The 25,508-nt window shown below is 70.1% G+C and carries 21 protein-coding genes; 15 read left to right on the top strand and 6 right to left on the bottom strand.

What is annotated here, in order from left to right; genetic code table 11:
* Position 1: 1 nt before the first annotated feature.
* Both ACIHCX_RS34660 and ACIHCX_RS34655 read left to right on the top strand, forming a co-directional pair.
* Positions 2–904: an EamA family transporter gene (locus ACIHCX_RS34660; protein WP_400036718.1), complete on the top strand. Its 903-nt coding sequence runs from the start codon at positions 2–4 to the stop codon at positions 902–904.
* Positions 905–1,029: 125 nt separating this feature from the next.
* The gene (locus tag ACIHCX_RS34655) at positions 1,030–1,440 is read left to right on the top strand and encodes a hypothetical protein (RefSeq protein WP_400036716.1); all 411 of its coding nucleotides are present in this window, start codon (positions 1,030–1,032) and stop codon (positions 1,438–1,440) included.
* A gap of 84 nt (positions 1,441–1,524) precedes the next feature.
* Here ACIHCX_RS34655 and ACIHCX_RS34650 read toward each other — a convergent pair whose 3' ends face one another.
* From ACIHCX_RS34650 to ACIHCX_RS34635, 4 genes are all read right to left on the bottom strand, one after another.
* Positions 1,525–2,115 carry a TetR/AcrR family transcriptional regulator gene (locus ACIHCX_RS34650; protein WP_400036714.1) on the bottom strand — a complete coding sequence of 197 codons (591 nt, stop codon included), beginning with the start codon at positions 2,113–2,115 and terminating at the stop codon, positions 1,525–1,527.
* A gap of 167 nt (positions 2,116–2,282) precedes the next feature.
* On the bottom strand, positions 2,283–2,723 hold the full coding sequence (locus ACIHCX_RS34645) for a DUF6010 family protein (protein WP_400036712.1): 441 nt from the start codon (positions 2,721–2,723) through the stop codon (positions 2,283–2,285).
* 115 nt (positions 2,724–2,838) lie between these two features.
* Positions 2,839–3,042, bottom strand: a complete 204-nt coding sequence (locus ACIHCX_RS34640; protein WP_400036710.1) for a hypothetical protein — start codon at positions 3,040–3,042, stop codon at positions 2,839–2,841.
* 212 nt (positions 3,043–3,254) lie between these two features.
* A complete protein-coding gene (locus ACIHCX_RS34635; protein WP_400036708.1) occupies positions 3,255–6,242 on the bottom strand; it encodes an aminotransferase in 2,988 nt (995 codons plus the stop codon).
* A gap of 504 nt (positions 6,243–6,746) precedes the next feature.
* On the opposite strand from ACIHCX_RS34635, the gene ACIHCX_RS34630 reads away from it, so the two are divergent.
* Positions 6,747–8,084 (top strand): phosphatase PAP2 family protein, encoded by a 1,338-nt coding sequence (locus ACIHCX_RS34630; RefSeq protein ID WP_400036706.1) that lies wholly within the window; start codon positions 6,747–6,749, stop codon positions 8,082–8,084.
* A gap of 184 nt (positions 8,085–8,268) precedes the next feature.
* Here ACIHCX_RS34630 and ACIHCX_RS34625 read toward each other — a convergent pair whose 3' ends face one another.
* Positions 8,269–9,789 carry an amino acid permease gene (locus ACIHCX_RS34625; protein ID WP_400036704.1) on the bottom strand — a complete coding sequence of 507 codons (1,521 nt, stop codon included), beginning with the start codon at positions 9,787–9,789 and terminating at the stop codon, positions 8,269–8,271.
* A gap of 569 nt (positions 9,790–10,358) precedes the next feature.
* Between ACIHCX_RS34625 and ACIHCX_RS34620 the strand changes: the two genes are divergently transcribed.
* From ACIHCX_RS34620 to ACIHCX_RS34580, 9 genes are all read left to right on the top strand, one after another.
* The gene (locus ACIHCX_RS34620; protein WP_400036702.1) at positions 10,359–11,990 is read left to right on the top strand and encodes an ABC transporter substrate-binding protein; all 1,632 of its coding nucleotides are present in this window, start codon (positions 10,359–10,361) and stop codon (positions 11,988–11,990) included.
* Positions 11,991–12,203: 213 nt separating this feature from the next.
* Positions 12,204–13,076: an FAD binding domain-containing protein gene (locus ACIHCX_RS34615; RefSeq protein ID WP_400036700.1), complete on the top strand. Its 873-nt coding sequence runs from the start codon at positions 12,204–12,206 to the stop codon at positions 13,074–13,076.
* A 1-nt stretch (position 13,077) separates the two neighbouring features.
* A complete protein-coding gene (locus ACIHCX_RS34610; RefSeq protein ID WP_400036698.1) occupies positions 13,078–13,611 on the top strand; it encodes a (2Fe-2S)-binding protein in 534 nt (177 codons plus the stop codon).
* Positions 13,608–15,980 carry an aerobic carbon-monoxide dehydrogenase large subunit gene (locus tag ACIHCX_RS34605; protein ID WP_400036696.1) on the top strand — a complete coding sequence of 791 codons (2,373 nt, stop codon included), beginning with the start codon at positions 13,608–13,610 and terminating at the stop codon, positions 15,978–15,980. The genes ACIHCX_RS34610 and ACIHCX_RS34605 overlap by 4 nt, the downstream gene beginning before the upstream one ends.
* A 10-nt stretch (positions 15,981–15,990) precedes the next feature.
* A complete protein-coding gene (locus ACIHCX_RS34600; RefSeq protein ID WP_400036694.1) occupies positions 15,991–16,917 on the top strand; it encodes an XdhC family protein in 927 nt (308 codons plus the stop codon).
* The gene (locus ACIHCX_RS34595; RefSeq protein ID WP_400036692.1) at positions 16,910–17,818 is read left to right on the top strand and encodes an AAA family ATPase; all 909 of its coding nucleotides are present in this window, start codon (positions 16,910–16,912) and stop codon (positions 17,816–17,818) included. The genes ACIHCX_RS34600 and ACIHCX_RS34595 overlap by 8 nt, the downstream gene beginning before the upstream one ends.
* On the top strand, positions 17,811–18,983 hold the full coding sequence (locus ACIHCX_RS34590) for a VWA domain-containing protein (protein ID WP_400036690.1): 1,173 nt from the start codon (positions 17,811–17,813) through the stop codon (positions 18,981–18,983). Before ACIHCX_RS34595 ends, ACIHCX_RS34590 begins: the two co-directional genes overlap by 8 nt.
* A gap of 171 nt (positions 18,984–19,154) precedes the next feature.
* Positions 19,155–19,877 (top strand): VOC family protein, encoded by a 723-nt coding sequence (locus tag ACIHCX_RS34585; protein ID WP_400036688.1) that lies wholly within the window; start codon positions 19,155–19,157, stop codon positions 19,875–19,877.
* A gap of 154 nt (positions 19,878–20,031) precedes the next feature.
* Positions 20,032–21,309: an aromatic acid exporter family protein gene (locus tag ACIHCX_RS34580; RefSeq protein ID WP_400036686.1), complete on the top strand. Its 1,278-nt coding sequence runs from the start codon at positions 20,032–20,034 to the stop codon at positions 21,307–21,309.
* Here the strand turns inward: ACIHCX_RS34580 and ACIHCX_RS34575 are convergent.
* Entirely contained in the window at positions 21,222–21,806 is a 585-nt protein-coding gene (locus ACIHCX_RS34575; protein ID WP_400036684.1) for a PadR family transcriptional regulator, read from the bottom strand. The two genes, ACIHCX_RS34580 and ACIHCX_RS34575, sit on opposite strands and share 88 nt — an antisense overlap.
* A 111-nt stretch (positions 21,807–21,917) precedes the next feature.
* Between ACIHCX_RS34575 and ACIHCX_RS34570 the strand changes: the two genes are divergently transcribed.
* Genes ACIHCX_RS34570 through ACIHCX_RS34560 form a run of 3 tightly spaced genes read left to right on the top strand, consistent with a single transcriptional unit; the run spans position 21,918 to position 25,452 of the window.
* Positions 21,918–23,060 carry a Rieske 2Fe-2S domain-containing protein gene (locus ACIHCX_RS34570; protein ID WP_400036682.1) on the top strand — a complete coding sequence of 381 codons (1,143 nt, stop codon included), beginning with the start codon at positions 21,918–21,920 and terminating at the stop codon, positions 23,058–23,060.
* A 7-nt stretch (positions 23,061–23,067) separates the two neighbouring features.
* Positions 23,068–24,066, top strand: a complete 999-nt coding sequence (locus tag ACIHCX_RS34565) for a PDR/VanB family oxidoreductase (protein WP_400036680.1) — start codon at positions 23,068–23,070, stop codon at positions 24,064–24,066.
* Between the two features lie 48 nt (positions 24,067–24,114).
* Positions 24,115–25,452: an MFS transporter gene (locus ACIHCX_RS34560; protein ID WP_400036678.1), complete on the top strand. Its 1,338-nt coding sequence runs from the start codon at positions 24,115–24,117 to the stop codon at positions 25,450–25,452.
* The last annotated feature ends 56 nt before the right edge of the window (positions 25,453–25,508 follow it).

Genomic DNA, 25,508 nt, shown 5'->3' with positions numbered 1-25,508 from the left:
CATGCGTAACGCACCCGTCACGGCGGCCCTGTCGTCCGCCCCCTCCACCGGTCCCTCGACCCCTGCGCCGTCCGGTGAGCGGCTGGCCGGGATGGTCACGATGGCCGGCAGCGGCCTGTCGAACCAGGTCGGCGCCGCGATCGGCTCCCATGCCTTCCCCGTTCTCGGCCCGGTGGGCGTCGTCGCGGTCCGCCAGTACGTCGCCGCGATCGTCCTCCTCGCCGTCGGCCGACCGCGCCCGCAGGACTTCAGCCGGGCGCAGTGGTGGCCGGTGCTGGGGCTGGCCGTGGTGTTCGGGACCATGAACCTGTCCCTCTACACGGCCATCGACCGCATCGGCCTCGGCCTGGCGGTCACCCTGGAGTTCCTCGGCCCGCTCACCATCGCGTTGGCCGCCGCACGCCGCCGCGTCGACGCCGCCTGTGCGGTGATCGCCGCGACGGGCGTCGTCACCTTGATGCGCCCCCAGCCGTCGGCCGACTACGTGGGAATGGGCCTGGGCCTGCTGGCCGCGTGCTGCTGGGCGTCGTACATCCTCCTCAACCGCACCGTCGGCCGCCGCATCCCGGGCGCGCAGGGCTCCGCCACCGCGACCGGGATCTCCGCGCTGATGTTCCTGCCCGTCGGCATCGTCCTCGTCCTGCACCGGCCGCCGACCGCCACGGCCGTCGGGTGTGCCGTCGCGGCCGGCGTGCTGTCCTCGGCGGTGCCCTACCTCGCCGACCTGTTCACCCTGCGCCGCGTACCCGCCCAGGCGTTCGGACTCTTCATGAGCGTCAACCCGCTCCTGGCCGCCCTCGTCGGCTGGATCGGTCTGGGCCAGAACCTGGGCTGGACGGAATGGACGAGCATCGGTGCCATCGTGGCCGCCAACACCCTCAGCACCCTCGCACGGCGCGGCTGATGCGAAGAGGGGTCCAGGTGAGCGACCCGAGCAGCACGCGAATCAGGAGGTGGCGCTCACACCGCGTGACACACGGATCCAGGTCCTGACTATGCCTTCCGGCCACTGCGACGTAGGGTCCAGGCGTGGACACAACGGCCCTGACCCCTCGCGTCCTCGTGATCGGGCTCGACCCGTATCGGGTTCCCGGGCCCTGGGACCCCCAGCCGGTAGCGGACGCGATCCAGGTGGGAATCGCCGGATTCGCCGAGCGCGGCGTCGGCGTGGAGACGTGTCTGTTCGGCCTCGACGGCAGCGACGACGTGGAGGCGGTCGTCAGCGCCGCCTTGGCTGCGCGACCTTGGGAGTGCGTCGTCGTCGGCGGTGGTGTGCGAAAGCCGGAGGACCAACTCGAACTGTTCGAGCAGGTGCTCAACCTGATTCGACGACACGCTCCCGACGCGGCGATCGCGTTCAACAGCACCGCGGCCGACACCTTCGACGCGGCCGCCCGCTGGATCGACGTTCCCGGAAGACCGGCCGGCGCGGGCCAGTGAGTTCAACTCCGCGCCGCGGGGCCGCGGGGAAAAGGGTCGTTCAGGCGAGGACCCTGCCCTCCACGCTCTCCGCGGGTTCCACGGTCAGCACGGCCGGCGCAGTCCCGCGACGAGGAGCGTGACCAGTCGACGCGCGTCGTAGCGAGGATCGTTGTCGGCGCCTATGCAGAGGTTTCCGATGCCGCGCATGAACTGGTAGGCGTCGAGGCCGGAGTGGATCTCATCGGAGGCGGCGGCAGCGTCGAGGAGTTGGGTGCACACCGGCAGGAGGCGGTCGAGGAAGTAGGCGTGCAGCGTCTCGAAGCCGGCGTTGTCCGTCTGCAGCGCGGCCGCGAGGCCGTGCTTGGTGACCAGGAAGTCGACGAAGAGGTCGACCCATCGTTCGAGGGCGGCGTGAGGCGTCGGGCTGGTCGTCAGCAAGGCCGGCCCGGCTTCGGCACAAGCGTCGACCTGGTGACGGAAGACGGCGATGACGAGGTCCGCCCTGGTGGGGAAGTGGCGGTAGACCGTGCCCATCCCGACGCCGGCCTTCGCCGCGATGTCGCGCACCGGTGCGTCCACGCCAGAGGTGGCGAAGACCGTGGCGGCCGCGTCCAGCAGGGTCTGCTGGTTGCGTCGGGCGTCCTTGCGCCTGGGTCCGTCCGGGCTTCCCGTGCTCCGGCCGCGGTCGTTCACTGCGACGCTCCTTCCGTGAGGCTCACAAGCGGAACGTCGTTCCGTATCGTTGGCGGAGCGAGGTTCCGCTTCGCCCATGATGGCAGACCGGCGAACCGGCGACCAAGCCGCGCGTCGCCGCCCCGGCCTGCGGTACCACCTGGCGGCGGCCACCGGTCTACGCCCGCCTACGCCCCCGTGGCGTCGGACCCGGCGGCCGTCGTGGACGTGGGACCCCGCGAGAACCAGGAACTGATCAGGGCCGGCAGGGAAGGCCCGCCCCGCAGACACCAGAGGGCGATCACCGGGTCGCAGATCGCGCAGCCGAGCGACGAGTGAGACGCGAACGGGATGATCGGAGCGCCTCGCAGATGGTGCAGGACGTCCCAGGCCGCGTGGAGCAGCCAGGCGATGCCGATCCAGACGTACGAGTCGAGGCCGCGGTAGGCGCAGTAGGTGATCGCGGCGGTGAAGACGAACTCCCAGGGCCCGAAACTGCCGCTGCTGAGATAGGCGGCGCCGGCCCCGGCGACCATGACGGCGTTGAGTCGCCGCCTGGCGGGTTCCCGGAGCAGCGACATGAGGAACGCGTACACGGTGCCGATCAGTATCGGCGCGAGAACAGTCACGGGCCAGACGCTAATGCGCTGTTCGCGGCCGTGACAGCGGATGCAGTGCCAGGCGTCGACGGGATCCCGCCAGAGCCGAAGCCACCTGCGCAACAAGGAGGAGAGCATGAACGATTCACGTGACGTGTCCGCAGTGCCCCTGGCGCAGCTCGGCCGACGCACCTTCCTTGGTGGGGTCGGAGCAGCCGCTCTCGGCGCCGCCGGCCTCGGGGGTGCCGGCCTGTTCACCGGCGCGACCCTGAGCCCGGCGGCGGCCGCGACCGCGGTACCGGAGGCGGACAAGGACCCGCTCGACCTGCTCCAGCGGATGCTGTCCCACGACACACAGAACCGCGGCGAAGGCGCGAACACACGCCCGCACGCGGAGATGCTCAAGGCGGTGGGGGAGAACGCCGGGGTGCCCGCACATGTACCGGATGTTCTCCCTCTTCCTCGCCTGACGGGTCGGTCACCGGCGGGCTTGGGCGCCGGCGTGCAGCGGCTCGGACGGATGCCGCGCACGCCGGCGCCCAGGCCTTCGGATGCCCGACGTCAGCGGCAGTGGCCGAGTTGGCCGAGGGCGCGGTCCAGCATGTCGACGAAGAAGTCGGCCGCGCTGGTGTCGAGGCACAACGGCGGCTTGATCTTCAGGATGTTGAGGTGGTCTCCGGTGGGCTGGACGATGACGCCGAGGTCGAGCATGCGGTCGCAGAGTTCGGCGGTCTCTTCCGTGGCGGGTTCCAGGCTGACGCGGTCCCGGACGAGTTCCAGGCCGAGGTAGAGGCCCGAGCCGTGGACGGCGCCGACGATGCCGTAGCGGTCGGCCAGTGCTTCGAGTCGGCTCTTCAGACGGCCACCGACGCGCACCGCGTTGCCCTGGAGGTCCTCGTCGCGCAGGGTGTCCAGGACGGTGAGGCCCACGACGCTGGAGACCGGGCTGCCGCCGGTGGAGGAGAAGAAGTAGCCCTGGTCGCGGTACCGGTCCGCCACCGCCCTGGACGTGATGACGGCGCCGAGGGGGTGCCCGTTGCCCATGGCCTTGGCGACACAGACGATGTCAGGGACGACCTGCTGCTGCTCGAAGCCCCAGAACCAGTGTCCCAGGCGGCCGTAGCCGACCTGGACCTCGTCGGCGACGGCCAGACCGCCGTGGCGGCGGACCGCCGCGTACACCTCGGCGAGATAGCCGTCGGGCAGGGCGACTCCTCCGGCGTTGCCGTAGAAGGTCTCGCCGATGAACGCTCCGGCCGGTCGGCCGGAGGCGGCCAGCTCGTCGATCACGGCGACGGCCTCGGGCGCATAGCGCGCGGCATCCGCGCCGCGGTGCCGGCCGCGATAGGAGTTGGGCGAGTCCACGGTGTGGACCCAACCCGGCCGGGTCGCCAGGGCGTTCGGGTTGTCCTGGAGCGAGGTGGAGACCGCGTCGGAGGCGTACGTCCAACCGTGGTACGCCTCGCGCAAGGCGACGACGTCATGCAGGCCGGAGGCCCCGATGGCCAGCCTCAGGCCCAGATCCACCGCCTCGGAACCGGAGTTGACCAGGAACACCGTGTCCAGAGGCTCGGGAAGGAGGGCGGCGAGGCGCTCGGTGAACTCCACCACCGAGGCGTAGTGGAACCGCGAGTTGGTGTTGAGCCGCCGCAACTGCCGGGAGACCGCCTGCTCGACGCGGGGGTGGGCGTGTCCCAACGGGGTGACGTTGTTGACGATGTCGAGGTACGAACGACCGTCGGTGGACAGGAGATGGTGACGCCAACCGCGCTCGATGCGGGGAGGGTCGGCGTAGTAGTGCTCCTGCACGGTCGCGAACACGGCGTCACGCCGGTCGAGCAGGTCCCCGTGAGGTGTACGGCCGGTGGCCGGGAGGCCGAGGAGCGGAGCGGGGTCGGCGGTGAGCGCGAGCCATCCGGCCGCGTACTCGGGGCGGACCAGGGGAGGCACGGCGGGGCTGTCGGCGGTGTGCAGTGCGATGTGGACCGAGGTTCCGGAGGGGAGGTGGGCGATGTCCTGGCCCGCCTGGACCGTCGCACCGGTGGTGACCACCGGGTGGACCGCGTGGGGGAAGGACAGCGTCAGCACCTGCGGGCCGCAGGTGATCTCCACACGGCCCGGTGCCGCGGCGAGGACCTTCCCGGCGGCGGGGGCCTGCATCAGCGCGGTCCGGCCGAGCCACAGGTTGACGCCGGTGGGCACCGTGGCGGGGGAGACGGCGGACAACGCCTGCGCCCGAGTGAGCCGTGCCTGGGCGTACCAGGTGGCGACCGCGGCTGCCCCGCCCGTGAGCGCGGAGGCCGCCAGCCGGTCCTCGGCGGCGGCTTCGAGCCAGGCCCCGTCGTCCATGGAGTCGGCGTCGGCGGACAGGTCGAGGACGGTGATGTCGTCGCCCGCGAGATCGCGCAGCAGGCCGTGCGCCGGCGCGTCGGCCCGAGCAGGCGCGTCGGCGAGGCCGGTCGCGTCCTTGACGAGGTGGATCATCACCGGAAGGGGCAGGTGGGTGGCCCGCTCGAAGATGCGCCATTCCCGGTCGAGCGCGGCCTTGGCGTAGGCGTTGTCCTCGTCGACGGCGGCCTGCTGCCGCCCGCTGGCGACCAGGCCGGCGGCGCGCAGGACCACGAGCGGCCACAACGCCTCCGCCTCGTCCGGGGACAGCGGCCGCACAGCGTGGAAGGCGCGGACGGCGGGCAGCACGTGATGGGGCTCGACACCGTCGTGGTGGAGCATCGAGGAGAGCGACACGGCGAGTTCGCCGACCGCCCAGCTCATGGTCAGGTCACCGAAGTCGATGACCCCGTCGGGCATGGGCAGGCGGCCGTCGGGGCAGCGGATCAGATTGTCGTCGGTGAGGTCCAGGTGCACCGCCTGCGACGGCAGCACGGCGGCAACCTTCTGGACGCGTGCCCAGGCGTCGGCGGTCGCGGCCCGGACGGCGGCGCGCCGGTCGGGCTCGTCGATGTACCCGGCGAGCTTGGCGACGACGCGGTCGGCATGCCGCAGGTCCCACTGGAGAACGCGCTCGAGCCCCGGGTGGCGGAAGTCGCGCAGGGCGGTGCTGACCTTTCCGGCGATCGTGCCCATGGCCGCCACCGTGCTCGGGGACAGGTGCCGTGGACCCGACAGCGGGCCACCGGGCAGGTAGCGCAGCAGCCGCGCGACGGCCGGCCCGCTCTCGGTGTCCACCGTCGCGCAGCGCGGGGAGCCGTCGGGGCGGCGCAGGACGGTGGCGACGCGCAGTTCCGGGTGGGCCGAAGCGATCAGGTCGGCTGCCGTGTCCTGGGCTTCGACCTCCAGGGCGCCGAAGGCCGGGTTGGCGACCTTCAGAATCGCCGAGGCCGTGCCGTCCTCGGATCGCAGCAGGAAGTTGGCGTCCTGCTGGCTTCCCAGCCCCTCCGCACGCGCGTCGATCCCGAGGTGTTGAGCGGCGACGCGCTCGGCCTCGGCCGGCGCCATCCGCGGTGCCGGAAGGGCGTCCTCGGTGAAGAAGTCGATCGTGCGGTGCTCGGCGTGCGGCATCCGCAGCATGGCCGGGTCGATCGCGTCCATGAAGTATCTCTCTCCTGCGTGAACGGCAAGCCGTGCAGCTGTTCCAGGCATGATGCCGGATCAATACGATCGAATCAACTGTGCCAACGATCGAATCGAGTGAGCCGCAGGGTCTGGGCTCTCGTGAGTGCTCCACAGCACCTGACGGCAGACCCCGGGCGGTGGGCGAATCTCCGCGCGCAGTCGCGACGGCCGCCCCGCGGCGACGGCGCCCGGGCCCTCAGCTGGGGAAGCGGCGGTGCCTGTGTGTCCAACACACCTATTGACCTGCGTAGATCCCATGTGCTTCCCTCCCCGTGAGGGCCTGGGGGGCACCGCTGTCGACTGTGGCTGTCCGCTCTGAAGGGCACACCAAGGGCACGGGTGGCGTGCAGGGGCGGACCGAGGGGGTACGAGGTGTCTCGGGGCATGGGCAGACGTATCGGGATGAGGGACGAAGCGACCGCTCCGTCCCAGCGCAGACCCCGACCGGACCTGCCCCGACCACGGGCGAGACTCTGGGCCGTGGTGGCTGTCGCGGCCCTCGGATTCCTCGTCGTGCTGGAGTTCGCCGCGCGTCGCTACGGCCTGCCGGGGCCGATCACCAACCAGGTGCGCGAGGTGGTGTTCGCTCCCAAGTCGGGCGGCCTGTTGTACGCCGCCATGGCGTTGATGATGGTCGTCCTCACCTGGCGGCAACGATGCATCGCGGTGGCCGCCGCGATAGGCATCGACCTCGCCTTCTCGCTGGTCCGGTGGGCGGTGGGCGCCGAGACGACCGGCGGCCACCCCTTCGGCAACGGTGCGTTGTGGGTGATCCTGGGCTGCGCGGTCATCGCCGTCACCCGCCGCACCGGCCCGGAACGTGCCCTGCTGCTGAAGGGCGTCGGACTGGGCCTGCTGCTGGTGACCGGCCGCAAGACCGGCGACACATGGCTGCTCATCACCTCGAAGACCCGCCCCGCGGTGCTCGACCAGTACGTGGCGACAGCCGATCACGCACTGGGCAATCCGTCGTGGCTGGTGGGTCGCGCGGTCACGGCCACCGGACCCGTCGGCTTCAACGTCCTCGACGTCGTCTACGGCCAGCTCGCGGTGGCCGCGGTCGTCGTCGCGCTGTACCAACTGCGTGGCGTGGCGGTCGAGCGCCGCTTCCCGGGCCATCACCTGGTGCGCACCTTCCTGGTGATCGGCCTCCTCGGCCCGGCCTTCTACATGATCTTCCCGGTGGTCGGACCGATCTTCGCCTACGGCACCGGTACCGACTACTGGGCGACGGTCAGCCTGTGGTCGCCGGACATTCCGTCCAGCGGGCACTGGGCGGTGGCCGACCTGTGGCCACAGACGCCGTCGCCGATCAACGTCCCGCTCCCCATGCCCTTCGACGAGATCACTCCGCGCAACTGCATGCCCAGCCTGCACACGGCGTGGGCTGTCGCGCTCTTCGTCCATTCCCGCAAGGGCCCACGCGTTCTGCGGTACGCGGGCACGTTCTGGCTGGTCGCCACCCTCGTCGCGACGCTGGGATTCGGCTACCACTACGGCGTGGATCTCATCGCCGGTGTGGTGTTCGCGCTCACCGTCGAGGCGGCTCTGCGGTCGTTCGACCGCGGCTGGGATCGATCAGGGATCCGGCTGGTCGCCTACGGGGCAGCGGTCTTCGCCGCGCTCCTGGTGTCCTACCGCTTCCTGCCGTTGGAGATGGCCGAACATCCGTGGGTGTACGGACCACTGCTCCTGCTGGCGATGACCTCAGTGGTCTACGGCTACGTACGGACCACCACGGCGTGGGAACCGAGGGCCACCCCGCGGGGTCCAGCAGCACCCGCCGGCGTTCGGGCTGCGGCTGGAACCCGGGTTTGACGGCACCCACAGGCGGCGCCGAGCGTGGCGCGAGGCCGGCGGCGGACGTTCCGGGTCGACCGGGGACCGGGCCGACCGCCTCCAGCCCACCGGCCGGTCGGCGCATGGGCGGCCCGATCCGGAGGCCATCTGTGGATGCCACCGACCACCCGCTCGACCAACGGGGGCCGCAGGTGTCACGACGTCATAGCTCGTCCAGGTTGTCACGGCTGGTCATGAAGTGCTTGCGGCCGCCCGCGTACCACGACACCAGCGCGAATAGACCGACCACGGCGACCGCGATCGGCGCGTAGTTGAAGCTGTCGACGTTGACCGGGCGGGTCGGCGGCAGCACGAACAGCACGCAGATGACCACCACCCACACGACCGCGACCCAGCCGATCACGCCGCTCCACTTGCCCAGGTGCCACGGTCCCGGAACGAACTCGTTGCCGCGCAGACGACGCAGCAGCACCGGCGTGACATAGGCGATGTACAGGCCGATCACCGCGATCGAGGTCACGGCCAGGTATGCCGTGGTGTTGAACAGTGCCGGCAGCGTCAGGATCGCCGAGAGCGTCACGCAGAACCAGATCGAGTTCGTGGGCGTCCCGGTACGCGGGTTGACCTTCGCCCAGATTCTCGACCCCGGAAGGGCGTTGTCGCGCGAGAACGCATAGCTCATCCGGGAGTTGGCGGTCACCGAGGCCATCCCGCAGAAGAACTGCGCGGCACACACGATGAACAGCAGGAACTTCGCCGTGGCCGGACTGTTCAGCGAGTCCAGGAAGACCTGCGCCGGCGGCAGCCCGGTACTCGACGCGGCCAGCTTGTCCAGCCCCGCGGAACTCTTGTCCTGGATCGACGCGGTGATGGAGTAGAGCAGGATGAAACCGCCGATGACCGAGATCACCACGCTCATCACGATCCCGCGCGGCGCGCTGCGGGCCGCTCCCCTGGTCTCCTCCGCCACATGGGCCGACGCGTCGTACCCGGTGTAGGTGTACTGCGCCATCAGCAGGCCCATGAGGAAGACGTAGATGCCGGAGGTCCAGCCGGTGGCGTTGTGCCAGCCCGTCAGCGTCCACCCGGCGGACTGGTGGTGCTCGGGCAGCGCCCACAGCACGGCGACGATGACCAGGACGCCCACCACGTGCCACCAGGCGGAGACGTTCGACAGGAACGCGACGAGCTTCACGCCGAACGTGTTGAGCAGCGCGTGCAGAAGAATGATCGCGAGGAACAGCAGGAAAGTACCGCCGGCAGTGACCTCGGTGCCCCAGACGAGGTTCATGAACGCCATCCAGGTCGTGGCGCACCCGAAGTCGATCGCGGCGGTCACGGCGACCTCGCCCATGAAGTTGAACCAGCCCACGAACCAGGCCCAGGCACGCTTGTTGTTCCTGGCAAGCTCGCCGGCCCAGAAGTAGAGACCTCCCGCAGTGGGGTAGCGCGAACACACCTCGGCCATGGCCAGCGCCACACATGTCACGAAGACACCGACCACCGCCCAGCCGAGCACGATGGTCGACGGACCACCCGACTTCAGCGCGATCCCGTACGACGTGATGCAGCCCGCCAGGATCGAGATGATCGAGAACGATACGGCAAAATTCGAGAACGCGGACATACCGCGATGGAGTTCCTGCTTGTAGCCCATCTCTGCGAGACGGGCAGCATCCTCGTCCAGCTCTATCTCTGGCTGGACTTCTTCTTGCGCAGCCATCCGCGACTCCTCATCGACGAGGGACGACGGCGAACAAAGTCGCGTACGACACACCGGTTGTCAATGGCCTGATCTCAAACCTTTTCCGGCCGCGGCACACCGCCCGACCGGGCCGCCAGGGAGAGGTCCATGCCGGCAGACCCCGCTGACGTGCAGGACCAGGCCCCGGCAGCCGTCCCCGGCCAGGTGTACCTGATGGGACGTCAGACGGAAAACAGGCGGCGATGCAGCGCTGGGCCCAGTCGGCAAACGTGCGGGGCGCTCCACTCTTCGCGCACCTCGCGGAGTGGGCTGCCGTCAACCTGGACAAGGTCGAGCAGGCCCGGCACGACTACGACACCGGTCCGCGCTGACAGTGCGTCAGCGATGTGACCGACTGCGTGCGCACGGTGAATAGGACCCGAATCGAGACCTTGAAGGTGTGGTTCGTGCGCGTTGGGATGACACATAGTTAGGCGCGTAGAGCTCGGAGCAACGAGGGGGCAACTGATGCTTTCAGGCGCCGGTGACGGTGATGCGTCAGGTGTCCCTCCATGTGGTGAACCAATGGACTCATGAGGAGGAGCTCCATGCGTGGTGCCAAGAGCGCCAAGTGGGTTGCTGTGGCCGCGGTTGTGGCGCTGGGGGCGACAGCCTGTGGCGGCGGTGGCGGTGACGGCGGCAAGAGCAGTGGCAGCAAGGCCGGGATCGACCCGAGTGGCAAGTTCTCGATTGAGGTGGGTGAGCCGCAGAACCCGCTGCAGCCGGCGAACACCATGGAGTCCAACGGCAGCATTGTCATCAGATCCCTCTTCTCCGGGCTCGTCGACTACGACCAGAGCGGCAAGACGAACTACGTCAATGCCGAGTCGATCGACTCCCAGGACAACAAGACCTTCACGGTCAAGCTGAAGCCCGACTGGAAGTTCCACGACGGCACCCCGGTGACCGCGGCGTCCTACGTGAACGCCTGGAACTGGGCGGCGAACCCGGCGAACAAGCAGACCAACAGCTTCTGGTTCTCCGACATCCAGGGCTACGACGACGTCGCCCCGGCCAAGGGCAAGTCCAAGGCCGACAAGATGTCCGGTCTGAAGGTCGTGGACGACACCACGTTCACGATCACGCTGAGCACACCGATTCCGTACTACGTGTACAAGCTCGGCTACGAGGTCTTCGACCCGCTGCCGGAGTCCTTCTACAAGGACCCGAAGGCCGCGGGCGAGCACCCGATCGGCAACGGCCCGTACAAGTTCGTCGGCTGGCAGCACAAGAAGCAGATCGAGGTTGCCAGGTACGACGACTACAAGGGCCCGAACGCCGCCAAGAACGGCGGTGTGGTCTTCAAGAACTACAGCAACCTCGAGACGGCCTACGAGGACCTGAAGTCCGGCAACCTCGACGTGCTCCGTCAGATCGCGCCGAAGGACCTGTCGGTCTACAAGCAGGACCTCGGCGACCGCGCGGTGGACCAGGCCTACTCGGCCATCCAGACCATCGCCGTGGCCTTCTACAGCAAGCAGTGGAAGGACGTCGACCCCAAGGTCCTCCAGGGTCTGTCGATGGGGATCGACCGCGACACGATCACCAAGACCGTGCTCCAGGGCACGCGTGAGCCCGCGACCGGCTGGGTCGCCAAGGGCGTCCTCGGCTACACGCCGAACGCCGCCGGCGACGTCACCAAGTACGACCCGGCCAAGGCCAAGGCGCTCATCAAGGAGGGCGGTGGCGTTCCGGGCAACTCCATCTCCATCCAGTACAACGCGGACGGCAGCCACAAGGACTGGGTGGAGGCGGTCTGCAACTCCATCACCAACGCCACCGGTGTGAAGTGCGTGGGCGACTCCAAGCCCGACTTCCAGGCCGACCTGAACGCGCGCGACAACAAGGAAGTCAAGTCGCTGTACCGTTCGGGCTGGGTGCTGGACTACCCCTTCAACGCCAACTTCCTGCGTGACCTGTACGGTACGCACTCGGACGGCAACCAGGGCGGCTTCTCGCAGAAGACGATCGACCAGGGGATCGCCGCTGCCGACACCGCCGGCTCCGTGGAGGAGTCGGAGAAGAAGTACCAGGAAGTCGAGAAGAACCTGGTCAACTACATGCCGTCCATCCCGCTCTGGTACATGAAGGTCAACGCGGGCTACTCGACGAAGGTCACCGGCGTTCAGTACGACCAGCACGGTGACCCGGTCCTGACCGGCGTTCAGGTCAAGAAGTAACGGCAAACAGCCCGTTGGTCCCGGGGTGCGGAGTGCCGCGCCCCGGGGCGCTTTCCCGGCAGCGCGGTGAGCGCCTGCGAGGCGGCGGACTCGCTGTGGGCAGACGCGTGCATACAGGTAAATGAATACGGGCCGGTGAATACTTTTCCGCCTCTTGCGTGGCCGGTGGGGAAGGGCGCAGCCTGAAGGGGCGCGGCGTTTCAGGAGGGCCCGATGCAGGTTCCAGCTGCCTTCCAGTACGAGACGGCCACCAGCGTGGAGCACGCGATCGAGCTGCTCACACGCTACGGTCCCGAGTCCCGGGTGGTGGCGGGCGGGCACAGCCTGCTGCCGATGATGAAGCTGCGGCTGGCTCAGCCCGAAGCCCTGATCGACATCAACGGTCTCGGCGAGCTGGCGCTGATCAGTGTGGACGGGCACGACCTGGCCGTCGGAGCGATGGTCCGCCACGCGCAGCTGCTTGCCTCGCCGGTCGTCGGCGAGCACTTCCCCATCCTGCGGGACGCGGAACGGGTCATCGCCGATCCGCTCGTACGCAACCGCGGCACCGTGGGCGGCTCGCTGTGCCAGGCCGATCCGTCGGAGGACCTGTCCGCGGCGTTCTCGGCACTGCGGGCGACACTCGTCGCTCAGGGCCCCGGCGGCAGGCGCACCATCGGGATCAGGGAGTTCTTCCTCGGCCCGTACGAGACCGCACTGAACGAAGCGGAGCTTTTGGTGGAGATCCGCGTGCCCATCCGTTCGCACGCCAGCGCCTACCACAAGGTCGAGCGCCGGGTCGGCGACTGGGCGGTCGTCGCCGCGGGAGCGGTGCTGGAGATCTCCGACGGGGTCGTCACCGAGGCCGGGATCGGGCTGACCGCGGTGGGCGCCCCACGGTTCGTGTCCGAGCAGGCCGAGGACTTCCTGCGCGGCCGGCGCCCGGACGACGAGGACTTCGCGGAGGCAGGCCGGATCGCGGCCCGGGAGTGCAGGCCGACGGCCGACCAGCGCGGCCCGGTCGACTACAAGCGGCATCTGGCCGGGGAGCTCACCACGCGGGCGCTGCGCGTCGCCGCCGCACGCGCCCTGGGGCAGGAGGCGTGACATGCGGATCACCGTGACCGTGAACGGCGAGCAGCACACGAGGGACGTGGAGCCCCGGCTGCTGCTCGTGCACTTCCTGCGCGACGAACTCGCACTCACCGGCACCCACTGGGGCTGTGACACCTCCAACTGCGGGGTGTGCACGGTCTGGCTGGACGGGACGCCGGTCAAGTCCTGCACCGTGCTCGCGGTGATGGCCGACGGCCATGAGGTGCGCACCGTCGAGGGACTGGCGCACGGGAGCGAACTCGACCCGGTGCAACAGGGGTTCATCGCCTGCCACGGGCTGCAGTGCGGCTTCTGCACGCCGGGGATGATGATGACCGCCCGCTGGCTGCTCGACCACGCCGCGGATCCGTCCGAGGAGGAGATCCGGGAGGCCATCTCGGGACAGATGTGCCGCTGCACCGGTTACGAGAACATCGTGCGTTCCATCCGCTGGGCCGCCGAGCACGGGGGAGGGGCGCGGACCGCGGACGTGGCCACGGAGTCGGCCACCGAGCCGGCGCCCGGCCGTGAGGAGGTACGGGCATGACGACCACCGGGGAGCGGCCGGTCGGCTTCGGACGGATGCCCCGCAAGGAGGACGCGCGGTTCGTCCGCGGCCACGGGACCTACGTCGACGACGTACGGCTGCCCGGGATGCTGTACGGCGCGATCCTGCGCAGCCCGCTGGCGCACGCCCGGATCGTGTCCGTGGACACCAGCGCCGCCGAGGCGCACCCGAAGGTCAAGGCCGTGATCACGGGGGAGACCCTGGCCGGTCTCGGGCTGGCCTGGATGCCCACGCTCTCGTACGACACGCAGGCGGTGCTCGCCACCGACAAGGCGCGCTTCCAGGGCCAGGAGGTCGCCTTCGTCGTCGCCGAGGACCGCTACGCCGCCCAGGACGCCCTCGAGCTGATCGACGTGGAGTACGAACCGCTCCCCGCGGTCGTCGACGCCCGCCGGGCGCTCGACCCGGACACGCCGGTGATCCGCGACGACAAGGAACAGCAGACCGACAACCACGTCTTCGACTGGTCGGCGGGCGACAAGGAGCGGACCGACGAGGTCTTCGCGGCCGCCGACGTCGTGGTGGAGCAGGACATGCTCTACCCGCGGGTGCACCCGGCGCCGCTGGAGACCTGCGGCACCGTGGCGGACATGGACGCCATCACCGGAAAGCTGACGGTGTGGTCCACCACCCAGGCCCCCCACGCCCACCGCACGATCTACGCGATGGTGGCCGGCATCCCGGAGCACAAGATCCGGATCATCTCCCCGGACATCGGGGGCGGCTTCGGCAACAAGGTCGGCATCTACCCGGGTTACGTGTGCGCGGTCGTCGGCTCGATCGTCACCGGCAAGCCGGTGAAGTGGGTGGAGGACCGCTCGGAGAACCTGATGAGCACCTCCTTCGCCCGTGACTACCACATGCACGGCGAGATCGCGGCGACGAAGGACGGGAAGATCCTGGGCCTGCGCGTCCGTGTCATCGCCGACCACGGCGCGTTCAACGCAACCGCACAGCCGACGCGGTTCCCGGCCGGTTTCTTCGGCGTCTTCACCGGCTCCTACGACCTGGCCGCCGCGCACTGCGCCGTGACCGGCGTCTACACCAACAAGGCCCCCGGCGGTGTCGCCTACGCCTGCTCGTTCCGCGTCACCGAGGCCGTGTACCTCGTCGAGCGGATGGTCGACGTGCTCGCGGGCAGGCTCGGCACGGACCCGGCCGAGCTGCGGATGCGCAACCTGCTGCGGCCCGCGCAGTTCCCGTACACGACGCGGACGGGGTGGGAGTACGACTCCGGCGACTACCCGCGCGCCCTGCGGCTGGCCATGGACATCGCACACTACGAGGACCTGCGCCGGGAGCAGACCGAAAAACGCCGGCGCGGCGAGCTGATGGGCATCGGGGTCAGCTTCTTCACCGAGGCCGTCGGCGCGGGCCCACGCAAGCACATGGACATCCTGGGACTGGGCATGGCCGACGGTGCCGAGCTGCGGGTCCACCCGACCGGCAAGGCCGTCCTGCGCATCTCCGTGCAGACCCAGGGACAGGGCCACGAGACGACCTTCGCGCAGATCGTCGCCGAGGAACTGGGCATCCCGCCCGAGGACGTCGAGGTGGTGCACGGCGACACCGACCAGACCCCGTTCGGGCTCGGCACCTACGGATCCCGCTCGACCCCGGTGTCCGGAGCCGCGGCCGCGATGGTCGCCCGCAAGGTGCGCGAACGCGCGAGGACCGTCGCCTCCGCGATGCTCGAGGTGAGCCCGGACGACCTGGAATGGGAGAAGGGCCGCTGGTACGTCACGGGCGACCCCGACCAGGGACGCACCATGGCCGAGATAGCGCTCGCCGCACACTCCGACCTGGAACTCCCCGACGGCGTCGAGGGCCACCTGGACGCGACCTGCGTCTACAACCCGCCGAACCTGACCTTCCCGTTCGGCGCGTACATCTGCGTCGTCGACGTGGACGCGGACACCGGACAGGTGAAGGTCCGCCGGTTCATCGCCGTGGACGACTGCGGAAACCGGATCAACCCCATGATCGTCGAGGGTCAGGTGCACGGCGGACTCGCCGACGGACTCGGCATGGCGCTCATGCAGGTGATCGCCTTCGACGAGGACGGCAACTGCCTCGGCGGGTCGTTCATGGACTACCTCCTGCCCACCTCGGTCGAATGCCCTTCGTGGGAGCTCGGCGAGACCGTCACCCCCTCCCCGCACCACCCCCTCGGAGCCAAGGGCGTCGGCGAGTCCGCCACGGTGGGCTCGCCCGCCGCGGTGGTCAACGCCGTCGTCGACGCGCTGAAGCCGCTGGGCGTACGCCATGTCGACATGCCGCTGACGCCCGCCGCGGTGTGGCGGGCCACCCAGGGCCGGCCGCTGCGCACCGACATGGCCATCACCTGAGGGCCCCGTGATGACGAACGCCGAACTGCTGACCCGCGCGGACGCGCTCCGGCACGGCCGTACCCCGTTCGTCCTGGCCACCGTCGTCCACGTGGAACGGCCCACGAGCGCGAGGCCCGGGGACAGTGCACTGGTGCTGCCCGACGGCACCGTCGAGGGCTTCGTGGGCGGCAGCTGCGCCGAGACGACGGTGCAACTGCAGGGCCTGCGCGTGCTGCGGACCGGCGAGTCGGTGCTGCTGAGGATCACGCCCGGCGCGGACACCGGCGCCGAAGGCTCACCGGAGCCTGGCGAAGGCCTGGTCACGGTGGCCAACCCCTGCCTGTCGGGAGGGACGCTCGACATCTTCCTGGAGGCCAACCTCCCTCCAGCGCTGGCGTACGTCTACGGACACGCTCCCATCGCCCGCGCCCTGCTCGACGTCGGTCGTGTGCTCGGCCTCGACGCCCGACCGGCCTCGCCCGCAGGACCGCTGCCGCCCGATCTGGACGTCGTCGTCATCGCCACACACGGCCGCGACGAGGAGACCGTGCTGATCGATGCCGTACGCGCCGGGGTCCCCTACATCGGGCTCGTGGCCAGCCCGAAACGCGGCGCGGCGGTGCTCACCGCACTGGATCTCACCGAGGAACAACGCGCGCGCGTCCACACCCCGGCCGGGCTGGACATCGGCGCGCGGACCCCGGCGGAGATCGCGCTGTCGGTGTACGCCCAGATCGTCGCACTGCGGCCGCAGGCGGCCCGATCCGCGCCCTCCGCAGCCGAATCCACCGCGCCGCGGACCCTGACCGAGGACGTGGATCCCGTGTGCGGCATGACCGTGGCGATCACGCCGGACACCCTCTCGCTGGACCGGGCCGGCACCCTGGTGTACTTCTGCGGGCCGGGGTGCCGGCACGCCTTCGCCGACGACCCCTCCCGTTACGCGCATGACTGACCTCGACCCCCTCGTACCCGATGTCCCCGCCCTGCGCGCCCGTCTGGACGCAGTCGGCTACCTGGCCGACGACGCCCTGGTCACGGCGCTGCTCCTGGCCGTGCGCATGCGGCAGCCGATCCTGCTGGAGGGCGAGCCCGGCGTCGGCAAGACCGAGGCGGCCCGCGCGCTCGCCGCCGTGCTCGACACCCCACTGATCCGGCTCCAGTGCTACGAGGGACTGTCCTCGGCCGAGGCCCTCTACGAGTGGAACTATCCCCGGCAACTCCTGGCCATCCGGCTGGCCGAGTCCCGCGGAGAGACCCTGCGGGACGCCGACCTCTTCACCGAGGACTACCTGCTGCCCCGGCCGCTGCTCGCCGCGATCTGCCACCCGGGACCGAGGCCGGCGGTGCTGCTCATCGACGAGGTGGACCGCGCCGACGACGAGTTCGAGGCGTTCCTGCTGGAACTGCTCGCGGACGCCGCGGTCACCGTCCCCGAACTCGGCACCCGGACGGCTGTCGTGCCGCCGGTCGCGGTACTGACCTCCAACCGCACCCGGGACCTGCACGACGCACTCAAACGCCGCTGCCTCTACCACTGGATCGACCACCCGGACACCGCACGAGTCGCCGCGATCATCCGCAGACGGGTACCGGAGTCGGCCGAGTGGCTGGCCGAGCGCGTGGCCTGCGGGGTGGCGCGCCTGCGGGCCCGCCAGGAACTCACCAAGCCGCCCGGCATCGCCGAGGCGATCGACTGGGCGGGCGCGCTGCACACGCTGGGCTTCCGCGTACTCGACGCCGACGCCGCCGACCGCACCCTGGGGGCGGTCCTCAAGTACGCCGAGGACCTGGCGGCCGTGCGCCGGACCGGACTGGCGGAACTGGTCGACACGGAGGCCCACTCCGATGCCTGACCTGCCCGATCTGCCTGAACTGGCTGCCTCGTTCACCGCCTCCCTGCACGAGGCGGGGATGGCGGTGGGCCCCGACCGTACCCGGAGCTTCGCTCGGGCGCTCACCCTGCTGGGACCGTCGACGACGCGCGAACTGCGGCACTGCGCGCTCGCCACCCTGGTGTCCGACCCCGAGCAGATCGAGCTGTTCGACGGGGTCTTCCGCGAGGTCTTCGGCGGCCCGGCCGACCGCGGGGCCCAGCGCGGGCAACCCGGCGACCCGCCCCGATCGCTCCCGCCCCGATCGCTCCCGAACACCGTTCCAGGCCGCGTCCCCGGGGCCCGGACGGACATCGCGGACGGACGAGGCAGGGATGCCGACGCAGAGCCGCGGACGGCTCCCGTGCCCCTCGCCGCCAGCCCGGTCGACCGTCTCGCGGACCGCGACTTCGCGGACCTGTCCGCCGAGGAACTGGCGCAGCTCTCCGAGGTGATGCGCACCCTGGTGCTGCGCACCCCGACCCGGCCGTCCCGCCGGCGCCGCACAGCGCGGCACGGTGCGCGCGTCGACGTGCGCCGCACGCTCTCCGCGAGCCGCCGCACCGGCGGACACCCGCTGCGACTCCACCGCTCCGCGCCCCGCGCCCGCCCCCGCGACCTCATCGTGCTCTGCGACATCTCCGGGTCGATGGAGCCCTACGCCCGCGCGATGCTCCAACTGCTCTACTGCGCCGCCCGCGCCACCCGTGCCGAGGTCTTCACCTTCGCCACCCGGCTCACACGCCTCACACCCGTCCTGCGGCGGGGCGGTCCCGACGACGCGCTGGCACGGGCCGGACGGGCGGCTCCTGACTGGTCCGGGGGCACTCGGATAGCGGACTGCCTGGCGGAGTTCAACGAGCGGTTCGGCCGGCGCGGAATGGCGCACGGCGCCGTGGTCACCCTCATATCCGACGGCTGGGACACCGGCGCGCCCGCCGACCTCGCCACCCACATGGCGCGGCTGTCCCGGGTCGCCTACCGCATCGTATGGGTCAACCCGCGTACGGCAAGCCCGCGTTACCGTCCGCTCGTGGCCGGTATGGCCGCGGCACTGCCCTACTGCGACGCCGTCGTCAGCGCCCACAACCTCGCGGCCCTGAACGACTTCACCGCCGCTCTGCACGCCCGGCGCCGTCGCCGATGACCCTGCCCGTCGGGCGCGGTTGTCCGTCCCGTTGGCCGGACGGAGGACGTGGAGGCCCCCGCGGCGGAAACTCGGATGCGGGTGCCGCACGGCCACCCGTAGTCTGCGCTCGCGGGGTGGACGAGGCGTCGGCGCCGTATTGACCGTCAGCGGATCGGAGATGCACGGGGTATGACCAGTCGACTGTTCGCGATCTGCTTCAACGCGACCCGGCCGTCGGACCTGGCGCGGTTCTGGTCCGGGCTCCTGGGCTGGGAGTCGGCCGACGGTCCGCACGACGACGTCGCGATCCTGCCCCCGGATTCCACCGGGTTCCGCATTCGTTTCCTGCCGAGCCAGGAGCCGAAGGTCGGCCAGAACCGGGCGCACTTCGACCTGACGAGCACCTCCCCGGAGGGTCAGCGGCAGACGGTGGCCAGGGCGCTGGAGTTCGGCGGGAAACACATCGACGTGGGCCAACTCCCGGAAGACGGGCATGTGGTGCTCGCCGATCCGGACGGCAACGAGTTCTGCGTCATCGAGGCGGGCAACCAGTTCCTCGCCGACACCGGCTTCATCGGAGCGCTGGCCTGCGACGGTACACAGGAGGTCGGTTACTTCTGGAGCGAGGCGCTGCGGTGGCCGCTGGTCTGGGACCAGGACCAGGAGACCGCGATCCAATCGCCGGACGGCGGTACGAAGATCACGTGGGGTGGTCCTCCGGTGGCGCCGAAGACGGGCACGAACAGGCTGTACTTCGAGCTGGCGGTCCCCGCCGACACCGACTGGGAGGCGGAGGTGGACCGTCTGATCTCGCTCGGCGCGACGCGCACCGACCCCAGCGAGAGCGACAGCGGCCAGGTGCTGATGCTCGACCCCGACGGCAACGAGTTCTCCCTGCAGAGGCCCCGGTAGTCCGGTAGTCCCCCTGCGGCGATCATGTTTGTGGCCCGACCGGCAAGGCCGGGGCGACAGCGGCGGTGTGGTGAGCACCACTGCGACCAACCGGGCAAACCATGCCATCATCGCCATCGTGCAACATTCAACCATTTCGGCTCGGTGGCGCGCCGTGACCACCCTGGTGGCGCGGCGATTGCCGCACACCCTGCGGGCACCGCGTCCCCGGCAGGCAGTCGACGTGTCGGTGCGGGTGGGTAAGGCGCTGATCGCGGCGCTTCTGGCCTGGGAGATCGCATCGTGGTGCATCCCCGGACGGCAGCAGTACCTGGCCGTGGCCACCGCGCTACTCATGGTCAACGCCCCGACCGTCTACCGGTCGGTGACGCAGGCCGTCCGCAGTCTGGCCACCCGGGTGGCCGGCCTGTCGCTGGCCGTGGCCGTCGTGTGGCTGTTCGGCTCCACCGCGGGAAGCATGGTGGCGGTCCTCGCGATCGCACTGGTCGCCGGTGGCCGCCGGAGCTCCGACAACAGGCTGCAGGTCGTCTCCACCGCGGTGCTCGCCCTCACCGCCGCCACCGCCGCCCCGGTGGGCCAGACGGCCGTACTGGCCCTGGAGGCGCTGGTCGGCGCGGCGGTGGGCATCGCCGTGAACGCACTCGTCCTGCCGCCGCTGCACCTGGACGCCTCCCACGCCTCGGTGCGCGGCCTCGCCACGGCCGTCGGCTCGCTCCTGGACGACATGGGCCGCGGGCTGCGGGAACGGGAACACGCCGACCGTGCGCACGCGTGGCTCGAGCGGGGCCGACGCCTGGAGGAGCTGGTGGGGCAGGTCCAGGAGGACGTGCATCGTGGCGAGGAGAGCCTGCGCTGGAACACGCGGTGCGCCGCGGTGCGCGGGGGACGGGAGTCGGCCCACTGCGAGGTGCTGCGCGCCCTGCACCGGATCTCGTTCCAGGTCCGCGGCATCGCCAGGACGCTGGCCGACAACGTCGACGACCGGCACACCGACCACCGCCTGGGCCGGCTCTTCGTCGACCGGTACGCGGCGACCCTCGAGGCGGCGGGGCGGGCGGTCGAGTCGTTCGCCGTTCCCGGGCAGGCCACCGACTTCGGCGGTGCCAAGACCCGCGAGCGGCTGCGCGAAGCCATCGGTGAAGCCACGGCCTGGCACGAGACGATGACCGGCCTCATCGAACGCGGCGCGCTGGCCGAACCGGGAGCCTGGCACGTGTACGGATCGCTGATGACCGACATCGAGCGCCTCCTCGCCGAACTGGACCACGCCGACCGGTCGACCGCACCGGCCGGAGCGCGCCCGGGAACCGGAATCGCCGGGGTGTTTCCGGACGGCGAGGGGAGTCAGGAGTCGTACAGCTCGTCGACGAGGGCGAAACCGTCCGCGATCCAGGCCAGTTCGGTGCGGGCACGGGCGATGAGGCCGTCGTAGGCGTACACCTTGTAGCGCACCGCGAACTCGGCCTCGCGCTCGGTCAGCTTGGACAGGCGGGCCGCCAGGGTGGGGTGGGTGCGGTCGACGAGCGCGGCCCGGGTGCCTTCGAGCATGCTCAATTGCTCTTCCCAGTACGCCTGCTGTTGCCGGAGCTGCTCACGCACCGACGCGGGGTCGGCGAAGTCGAAGTAGGCCGCCTTCAGGTACGCCGGGTCGCGCTGTCGCTGAGTCACTAACGGGGACCTCATCCACGCCCGGAAGTCGGCGAGGCCGGCGTCGGTGACGTGGTACTCCTTCTTCGTCCCCTTCTTGCCCCAGGGCACCTCGACCGAGGTGAGCAGCCCGTCGCGCTCCATCCGGTTGAGCTCGGGATAGATCTGCGAGTCCGGGGCGTGCCAGACGTGGGCCACCGAGCGACTGAAGCTCTTCGAGATGTCGTACCCGGTCATCGGGCGACCGGTGAGCAGCGCGATCAGCGCGTAACGCAGGGACAAGGCACCTCCCCTTCCGAACAGTCAGGCTACTCACCCTTGCCATCTCACTATATCGATAGTTAGTTTGTGATCCGCACAACACATACCTCTCTTCATAGGGAGTTCGTTTCCATGTCTCATGCCGTCTCCCCTTTGTCCCCGTTGGTGGACACCGCACCACCGACCACCGCGGCCGCGAAGATCTTCAACCACCCCCGCAACGCCTGGTACGTCGCCGCCTGGGACCACGAGGTCACCGGCAAGCAGCCACTGGCCCGCACGGTCGCCGGCGTACCGCTGGCGTTGTGGCGCAACAGCGAGGGCCGCGCGGTTGCCCTGGCGGACGCCTGCTGGCACCGGCTCGCGCCGCTGTCGAAGGGCAAGATCCTGGGCGACGAACTGCAGTGCCCCTACCACGGTCTGCGCTACAACGCGGCCGGGCGCTGCACCGGAATGCCCGCGCAGGAGACGATCAACCCCAGCGCGGTGGTGCCCTCCTACCCCGTCGTCGAGCGCTACCGGTACGTCTGGGTCTGGGTCGGCGATCCGGACCTGGCCGATCCGACCACCGTGCCCGACATGCACCAGATGGACGATCCGGCCTGGGCCGGCGACGGCGAGACGATCCACGCCGACTGCAACTACCAGCTCATCCTCGACAACCTCATGGACCTCACCCACGAGGAGTTCGTGCACTCCTCGAGCATCGGCCAGGAGGAGCTGTCCGAGGCCGAGTTCGACGTGACGCACGAGGGCAACACGGTGACCGTCACCCGGTGGATGCGCGACATCGACGCTCCTCCGTTCTGGCTGAAGAACATGCGCGACAAGTTCCCGGGCTTCTCCGGCAAGGTCGACCGCTGGCAGATCATCAAGTTCGAGGCGCCGGGCACGATCCGCATCGACGTCGGTGTGGCGAAGGCGGGTACCGGTGCGCCCGAGGGCGATCGCAGCCAGGGCGTCAACGGGTACGTGATGAACACGATCACCCCCGAGACCGACCGCACCTCCCACTACTTCTGGGCGTTCATGCGCAACTACCGCCTGGACAGCCAGACCATCACCACCCAGCTGCGCCAGGGGGTGCACGGGGTCTTCGGTGAGGACGAGGAGATGCTGCGGGCCCAGCAGCGCGCCATCGACGCCAACCCGGAGCACGAGTTCTACAGCCTCAACATCGACGCCGGCGGGATGTGGGTACGCCAGATCCTCGAGCGCATGCTCGCGGCCGAGGGGCGCCCCTCCTCAGCGCCGGCCGCCGGTCAGGGGGTCTGAGGTGGCGGTGCAGACACAGACCCGCTGGCAGCGGGCCCGGGTGGTCGAGGCCTCCGACGTCGCCGACGGCATCCGCCGCATCGTCCTGGCCCCCGAGCAGCCCGAGCACGCCGCGCCCGGCACGCACATCGACGTCAAGATCGGGGACGGCGTCCGCGGGGTGCGTTCCTACTCCGTGGTGCGCTCCGAGGACGGCGGCCGCCGGCTGACGCTCAGCGTGCGGCTCTCTCCCACCTCGTCCGGTGGCTCGGCGGCGATGCACCGACTGCGGGCCGGGGACGAGCTGACCGTCACCGGGCCGCTGCAGAACTTCCCGCTCGCGGTCGGCGCCACCCGCTACGTACTCGTCGCCGGCGGCATCGGCGTCACCGCGTTGGTGGCGATGGCCTCCGCGCTGCGCCGGCGCGGCGCCGACTACAGTCTGGTGCTCGTCGGTCGCAGCCGCGCTGTGATGGCGTACGTCGACGATCTGGTCGCCGAGCACGGCGACCGCGTCCGGGTCCACGTCGACGACGAGGGCACCTCGCTGGCTGTCGACGACCTCGTCGCCACAGTCGCCCGGACACCCGCCGCCGCGGGCACCGAGCTCTACATGTGCGGCCCGATCGGGCTCATGAACGCCATCTCGCAGAGCTGGGCCGGGCACGACCTGCCGACGACCAACCTGCGCTTCGAGACGTTCGGTTCCAGCGGCCGGTACCCGGCCGAGGAGTTCCGGGTACGCATCCCCGAACTCGACCGGGAGATCACCGTCGCGCCCGACACGTCGATCCTCGACTCCCTCGAGGCGGCCGGCATCGAGACGCTCTCGGACTGCCGCAAGGGCGAGTGCGGGCTGTGTCTGGCGAAGGTGGTCGGCTCCTCCGGCACCATCGACCACCGCGACGTCTTCCTGAGCGAGTCCCAGAAGGAACGCTCCAACAGGCTGTGCCTCTGCGTCTCCCGCGCAGTGGCAGCCGACAGCGGCTCGGGCGAGCCCGCTGTCCTCTCCCTCCGCCTCACCTGACCCGGTGCACCTCCGCGTACGCACGGATCCCTCACCATCTGGACACCCATGAACATCACCGCACGCATCTCGCAGGCGCCGATGAGCGGCTACCAATGGCTCATCGTCGCGCTCTGCACCTTCATGAACTGCCTGGACGGCTTCGACGTCATGGCGGTCGCCTTCACCGGGCCGTCGGTCACCAAGGAGTTCGCGCTCAGCGGGTCGGAGTTCGGCCTGCTGGTCTCGGTCGGCCTGATCGGGATGGCGATCGGCTCGATGCTGCTCGCCCCCTTCGCCGACCTCGTCGGTCGACGCCCGCTGATCCTGACAAGCCTCCTCCTCGGCACGATCGGCATGTTCGGCGCGGCGACGGCGTCGTCGGTGACCGTGATGGGCGTCTTCCGCCTCGTCACCGGGATCGGTGTCGGCGGCATCCTGGCCAGCACCAACGTGATCGCCAGCGAGTTCTCCAACGCCAAGAACCGCGGACTCTCCATCGGCATCTACACCGCCGGGTACGGGATCGGCGCCACCGTGGCGAGCCTGGTCGCGAAGACGGTCGTGGGCGGCGACTGGCGAATCGTCTTCTACGCCGGCGGTGTCGGGACCCTGCTCGCCCTGATCGTGATCGCCGTCATCCTGCCCGAGTCGGTCGCCTTCCTGGAGCAGCGCCGTCCGAGCGGCGCGCTGGAGCGGATCAACCGGACGCTGGCCCGGATGCGGATGGAACCCGTCACCGACGCCGACCTCGACCGGGCGGCCGCCGCCCGGGTCGACACCCAGCGGGCCGGCTCGGGATGGCTCAAGCAGCTGCTGACCCCGACCATCCTGCTCTGGCTCACCTTCATCACGATCATGTTCGGCTTCTACTTCGTCAACAGCTGGACCCCCACGCTCCTGGTCGAGGAGGGCCTCTCCGAGAGCGCGGCGGTGACCGCCGGGATGGCGATCTCGATCGGCGGCACGGTCGGCTCGGTCCTCTACGGCGTCGCCGCCCGGGTGCGTACGCCGCGGGTGGTGCTGATCGGGTTCTCCCTGCTCTCCGCCGCGATGATGATCGTCTTCATCGTGAGCACCTCGACTCTGTGGCTCGGGTTCGGCATCGGCGTCGTCGTCGGCGCTCTGATCAACGGCTGCATCGCCGGTGCGTACACCGTCGGTCCGCCGCTCTACCCGGCCAACGTCCGCAGCGTCGGCATGGGCTGGGCACTCGGGATGGGACGCATCGGCGCCATTCTGTCCCCGACCATCGCCGGCATGCTCAAGGACGCAGGTGCCTCCGCGACGCAGCTCTACGTCGGTGCCGCCCTGGTGGTCGCTGTCTGCGCAGTCGTCCTGGTGGGCCTGCGCCGGTACGACCCCGAGTCCAGTCCCACGCCGAAGGAGGCAGCACTCGCCGTCTGACCTCTGCTCGGCCTCCTCGCGACGCGGGCCGACCGGATTCTCCGGTCGGCCCGCGT

The organism is Streptomyces sp. NPDC052043 (assembly GCF_044548235.1).
GTDB lineage: Bacteria > Actinomycetota > Actinomycetes > Streptomycetales > Streptomycetaceae > Streptomyces.
This window is presented reverse-complemented; position numbering and strand designations above follow the sequence as displayed.